This is a genomic window from Mesorhizobium sp. M1006, from assembly GCF_040318825.1.
GTDB lineage: Bacteria > Pseudomonadota > Alphaproteobacteria > Rhizobiales > Rhizobiaceae > Mesorhizobium.
Genome location: NZ_JAMYMZ010000102.1, coordinates 1 through 5,825 on the forward strand (window position 1 = coordinate 1; position 5,825 = coordinate 5,825).

Consider the following 5,825-nt stretch of genomic DNA (forward strand, 5'->3'; position numbering starts at 1 on the left):
GACGACGGCTCAGCATCGCGAGCAATCGGTTCTGTTCGTTCCCGACGATGGAAAATGCCTCGTCGACACCCATTCCGGGCTTTGCGAGCATCATGTCCGCCTGGGTTGCCACGGATACGTGAACCGACGCTTGCGCGGATAGTTCGGTCTCGGTGCAGCTTCCCCCGACATACGCCCCTACCTTATTCGCCTTGCAGATGAGAACTGCGCGCGCCGTATCGACGAATGAGCCGACATCGGGGGTCTTGATTTGAATGAGATGCGTGGCCTTCGCTTCGGAAAAGAGCCGGATATCCTCAAGCGTATTGCATCTCTCATCCACGACAATGCGTGCGCTGGAACCCCGGTCATCCAGGATCGATACGATCCGGGCATAATTCTCAATTTGAGCTTGTGTAGAACCAAAGTCCGCCGGGGACTCGATGTTGATCGTAAAACCCGGAACAGTATCTGCAACCCTGCAGATAAAGTCGGCGATGTGTTGCGACTCCAGGCCGATTTCCTGGCCAATCCAGCCATACACATCGAAATGCAGCACCGGATGATACCCCGGGCGGCCGATTTCGCGCGTGCGCGTCGCAACCCACTTGACGAACTCCACGAAGGTCTGGCCGCCGACGCCGAATTTCTGCCGTGAGTTGATCAGGCCATGGGGAAGGATGTCCACGCCTTTCAAGATCATTTTATCGACGTTGATTTCGCGCGCGTCACCGCTCTGGCAGTAGATCGGGACGCGGCGCGTCGGCAGTTCCAGACCAAACTCCGCGCATATGATCTCCGCCATCGTCTTGCGCTGAAGATGGGCGGCTGCGCGAAGGAGCGCTTGACTGACGCCATACTCAATCGCGAGAGGTAGCCGTTCATGTTGGTGAGGCGCGAGAACCTTCGCGCAGGCCTCAAGGTAACGAGACGTATCGACATCCAGAAGCCGCGACACGACCACGCTTGACGTTAAATCTGAGATTTGATTGGTGTCGAACAGAGGATCGCGTCCACCGGTACCAGAGTACTGGACGTTCATCATGTCGCCCCAAACAACGGTCTCGTCCGTAAGAACGAGCCCGACGCTGAGCGAAGATGCTGGAATGCGAATGGACTTGAACCCGGGCGTTATCGGTTCGCCAACATAAATGAAGCCATCCTGGATTGCGCCGGACCTAATGGCTTCCTGATCGTCATAGAAAAATGCGCCGTTGCCGGGCGCGAGAAGGACGTCTTTGATCTGCACTTCACTCGCTCAATTTTTGCCCTGCTTTGGCGGACGGCTGCGGTTTAATCTGCCTGCTGCCAAGTATGTCCACTTGGCAGTGAGTTCGCCAATATAATGTCCGGGACGGTGCCATCGCGTTTTCAGATGGCCGGCGCCTGCCCTAAGAGGCCGTTGGAAAATCGGAAAAATTGGGATTTCGGCGAAGCTGGTTTGTGATTCAAGCTGTGGATGTGGACCGAACAGAGCCGTGGCCGGATGGCCGAGATCGCCAAGAAGACCAAGCACTACCCGTCCGATGTGACGGATGAGGAGTGGGAACAGATCGCTCCTCTGATGCCCAAGTCTGGGCGTCGCGGCCGTCCGCGCGAGCTTGATTTCCGTGAGGTGATCAACGCGGTGCGCTACCTTGTGCGCTCGGATTGCGGCTGGCGGATGCTGCCGATCCATTTCGGCGCCTGGCAGACCGTCTACGGCTGGTTTCGCGCGTTGGCGGCGCTTTCTGTTCCAGACCATCCACGACGTGGTGCTGATGCTGGATCGTGAGCGGGCCGGACGCGAGGTGAGCCCGTCGGCGGCGGTGATCGACAGCCATTTTGTCAAGGCTGCGCAAGCTGGAACAAGGGGTTACGACGTCGGAAAGAAGATCGTCGGACGCAAGCGCCATGCCGCAGTCGATACGGATGGGCGGCTGTTGATGGTCAACCTGACGCCGGCCGATATCTCCGACAGCGCCGGCTCAGGCGATCATGGATGGTATCCGCCAGCGCTGGCCCTGGGTGAAGCATCTATTCGCCGACGGCGCCTATGATCGGCTAAAGCTCATGGACAAGGCCGCCTATCTGAACTTCGTGGTTGAGATCATCCGTCGATCCGATGACCAGAAGGGCTTCGAAGTCTTGCCCCGACGCTGGGTCCTCGAGCGGACCTTCGGCTGGATGATCCGATGGCGCCGCCTCGTGCGCGACTACGAGAAGCGCATCGACGTTCTCACGCCATGATCCTTGTCGCTATGGGCGACAATCTCATTCGCAGAAACGCCCATCCCTGATTTTCAAAACGGACTCTAACGAAGCCTGCGGCGCAACAGGTCAAATCGCGTGCGGTTTGCGAGCGAGCAGGTGGGTAATTGAAAGCGTTACCCCCTCCGGTGACGCTAACCAACGGCCCGGTCCGACGCATGAGGTGCTGGACGTGCCGGTGGCGCGGCCATGCCGATGACTCGAGCGCAGCTGATGCCAAAAGGTCACCGGTGCGGTGCTCGCTTGCCCTTGGCCGAAAATTGCTTGGCGGAAGGAAGGATGGCACTGTCGGAAACCGGAGTCCTGCATCAGCATCCGGCCAGACCTGAGCGTGGCAATGACAGAACCGATCTGGCGATCGCTGTTGTATACGCGTGCTCATCATTAGAGCTTGCCCACAAGGCCACTGCTAGCGATGCTGATGTTGTGGTGCTGGACCTGGAAGGTCGGTGCTGCCGCGCAAAAGCCTGCTACCCGCGCCGCTGGTGCATCAGCTGACAAGCCCGTCAGCTGTGCGCCGGAATGCGGCACACGGTCTTTGGCCCGAAGACTTGGCGGCGACGAAGACCTGGCGGCGTCGCTGAACCGCCCGAGCGGATATCCTGATGCTGCCAAAGGGCGAAAGCCGGATGATGCCGACGTTCAATATCCGCTCGGGCCAGATCGTATCCCGCCGTGCTCGCGATTTGACATGCGATTTTTCGCGTTTCGCGATGCGCCGGAGTCCTTGGAGAGTCGGCACCCCATCTGGCATCAACACCAAGCGACTCTCGCCCCAGCAGGAATCACACGTGCTTGGCAGGCAGAGAGGAGAGTTCGTGAAGCTCGCGCCGACGCCGAGAGCCGTCGGACAACCGAGAAATTCGCGTCGGCTCAACCGGCCCGCAGGTCGCTCGGAACTCCTTACCGTGATAAGATTTCAATGGTTTAACGGCCGCCCCAGCAGCGCTATAAATTCGCCGACTTCGACATAGCTTCCGGATCGAATTCCGCAGACGATGGATGTGCCAGGCGCAAGGATATCAATGGAAAGGGCCGACAGTGATTCCATCGGGTGCAGAATACCTATGAGACCTCCCTGCTTAACTTCATCCAATATCGAACAGCGAGGTTCGAAAATGCCTCGCGCGGGCGAATATAGCTCGTCGGACGAGCGCCGCGTTTCAAGTGCCTGGGTGGACTTCTGGTGACGAAACGTCAGATTCGCAGATTTTCCTTCGATTAATCCAAGCGCGATGAGTCCGTTGCGTACTCCAGCTTCGTATATTGCAAGGGCTTCGGCGCCAACTTCGCCGCCACCGAGTTCGGGACAAACGAATACCTTGCCCTGATTTTGGGCCAATGTATCGAACATTCCAGGTGTTTCTGGGTGTTCCCAGATCAACGTCATGGGTAATTTGAACGCCTCTGCCATTCTAATCGTCTTGGCCATGAGGTCGGGATCAGCTATGGGATGTGTCGTATTCACCAGCGGAAATTCCCACCCCGGACCGTAGCTGTGAAGATCAAATATGGTATCCGCAGTAGGCAACAATATGCGGGAAACCGCATCCGCGATTCGTTCGGTTACCGACCCGTTGGCACGGCCCGGAAACACTCGATTGAGGTTCAATCCGTCAATCGGTGTGTTGCGGGTGAATGCCTTCAAGGCCGGTGGATTGAGCACAGGTACGATGATGATCCTTCCACAGGTTTGCGCTTCGGGCAGCCACTCAATAAGCCGTCGCGCAACAATCGGCCCCTCGAGTTCATTACCGTGACATCCGCCGGTGATCAGGAGGCGGGGCCCCTCGCCTTTGTTGAGGCTGAAAACCGGGAGCGAAAGAGCTTCGCAATCGGCGCCTTTTGGCACAACAAGATGCCCTTTGCTCATGCCGGGCTTTTCGAAGTCGAACGTAAGGTGTGGTGCTTCGCTCATTGTTCAGCTTTCATTGGTGTCGTTTGCGAGACGGGACCTTGTAAATGACATTGTGGCACAAGATGTCCCGACTAACGGATGGCGCCTCGCGCTATTGGGGTCGGTGTTTATCAGCAGATACCGCGAAGAACGTGCGTCCGAACTATGATCCGTCGCGGCGATTGACGTCAAATTCAGTTTGCGGATCGACGCTATCTCGTTTTGAGATAAACTCAGAGCGGCCGTGACTTGTAGAAGAATCGCCGTCCCTGTGTCCGCCTACAAAAACCGGTATTTCTGCTGGGGTTGAGCGGCGCGAAAAAAAGGCAGTTTAGGCTTGAATAGGGTGGGCCATTCGGCCCTGGGTCGCCAAATTCTGGCCGTAGACTATTGCGAACTCTCCATTGATATCGGCAGTCCAAATCTGCATGACCATAGCGCCCGTGGAGGCTGGACGTGTGCCGACGCAGGCGCTGAGACAAGCATATTCGGCCCCCTTCCAAGACTGCTTTGTGCCGCCTGATTCACCCCGCCACCGGCTATCCAGCAGACGTCGGGAGTCACCTCCCCTCGCCCTCACACGCGTCCGGTGCTTGCCTGCGATCAGCGCTATCAGTTGCGGGCCCGGATCACACCGTTCTCCATGCGTGGCCACGCTTGCGGCGAAATCGGTCTCAAGATCTTCGAGTTCGAGGCCGCATTCTGGCCCAGATTCTCGGACGAGCGGCCGAAGCCTTGCGGTTGAAGCGATGATCTGCAGCTGCAGGCGCTGGATGCGAAGCGCGGCCTCGGCGCGCTCTCTTCGCAGCTGTTCATCCCGTTCGGCGATGGTGATGTCGCGGGTAGAAACGGCCGCTTCCAGAAGGGCGATCCGGGCGAAGAAATCAGCGAATTGAGGGAGCCAACCCAAATTACATACCCGAAGACCTTCGTTACGGAAGGAGAATCAACACAAATCAATAAGAATCAAAATTGGCCAGCCAAACGCGGTCGATAGGCCTTGCTCGGCCGGCGGCGTTGCTGGAGAACGGTGGCGGCCTGGTGGAGCGGCCATTTGAAGAGCGCCCAGCTCCGCATCGCCGGCGATCTGGCGGGAGATGTCACGAAGGGCCCGGCCGAGATAGGTCTTGAGCCTGCGCAGCGCCTTGTTGGCCCGGTTGAATTGCTTGGCGTGGGCATAGCGCTGGTGCTTGATAAGCGCCAGCTTGCCGACCCGCACATGGCTCTGGCGCAAATCGAGACCCGTCTTCAGACCCGTCTTCTTGGCCAGCCGCACCAGCCGTTCACGCGCCCGGCGGATGAGCTTGGCGTCGGTCGGGAACATCACGTTCTTCGGTTGCACGGTGGTGCCGACGATGACCTGGCGCGTGTCGGCCGGCTTCATCGCCCCGGTCTTGACCGCAAGGCTGAGGCCTTCTGCAAGAGCGCCATGATCCGCCTCGCCCATGCGGCTGCGCCAGCGCGTCATCGACGAGCGGTCGAACGGCAGCGCATGGCAGAAGAACTCCTCGCCGGTGAGATACTGGAAGTAGCGGTTCTCCATCCAGCGCTCGCACAGCACCTCGTCCGACAGCTTGAAGGTGTGCTTGAGGATCGCCAGCCCCGCTATCAGCCGGACACCTCGAAAAACCTGGCAATCGAGACCGCATTTTGATTCACTTCGCCTGGTGATTTGCACGGAGGCGTTGGATGCGAGGCC

4 protein-coding genes and 2 pseudogenes are annotated in these 5,825 nt (G+C 58.5%); 2 read left to right on the forward strand and 4 right to left on the reverse strand.

Annotation, left to right across the window (positions count from 1 at the left end):
* The coding region (locus NKH60_RS34410) for a methylaspartate ammonia-lyase (protein ID WP_352875040.1) at positions 1–1,228 on the reverse strand (1,228 nt) is incomplete at its 3' end.
* A 210-nt stretch (positions 1,229–1,438) separates the two neighbouring features.
* On the opposite strand from NKH60_RS34410, the pseudogene NKH60_RS34415 reads away from it, so the two are divergent.
* Both NKH60_RS34415 and NKH60_RS34420 read left to right on the forward strand, forming a co-directional pair.
* Positions 1,439–2,258: pseudogene (locus NKH60_RS34415) on the forward strand (IS5 family transposase).
* Positions 2,259–2,508: 250 nt separating this feature from the next.
* Complete coding sequence (locus NKH60_RS34420; protein ID WP_352875042.1) at positions 2,509–2,727, forward strand: hypothetical protein; 219 nt, start codon at positions 2,509–2,511, stop codon at positions 2,725–2,727.
* A 421-nt stretch (positions 2,728–3,148) separates the two neighbouring features.
* Here the strand turns inward: NKH60_RS34420 and NKH60_RS34425 are convergent, their stop codons facing one another.
* From NKH60_RS34425 to NKH60_RS34435, 3 genes and pseudogenes are all read right to left on the reverse strand, one after another.
* On the reverse strand, positions 3,149–4,147 hold the full coding sequence (locus tag NKH60_RS34425; RefSeq protein WP_352875044.1) for a succinylglutamate desuccinylase/aspartoacylase family protein: 999 nt from the start codon (positions 4,145–4,147) through the stop codon (positions 3,149–3,151).
* Positions 4,148–4,457: 310 nt separating this feature from the next.
* Positions 4,458–5,036 (reverse strand): hypothetical protein, encoded by a 579-nt coding sequence (locus tag NKH60_RS34430; protein WP_352875046.1) that lies wholly within the window; start codon positions 5,034–5,036, stop codon positions 4,458–4,460.
* Positions 5,037–5,134: 98 nt separating this feature from the next.
* Positions 5,135–5,741: pseudogene (locus tag NKH60_RS34435) on the reverse strand (transposase); the annotation flags it as partial.
* Between the last annotated feature and the right edge of the window lie 84 nt (positions 5,742–5,825).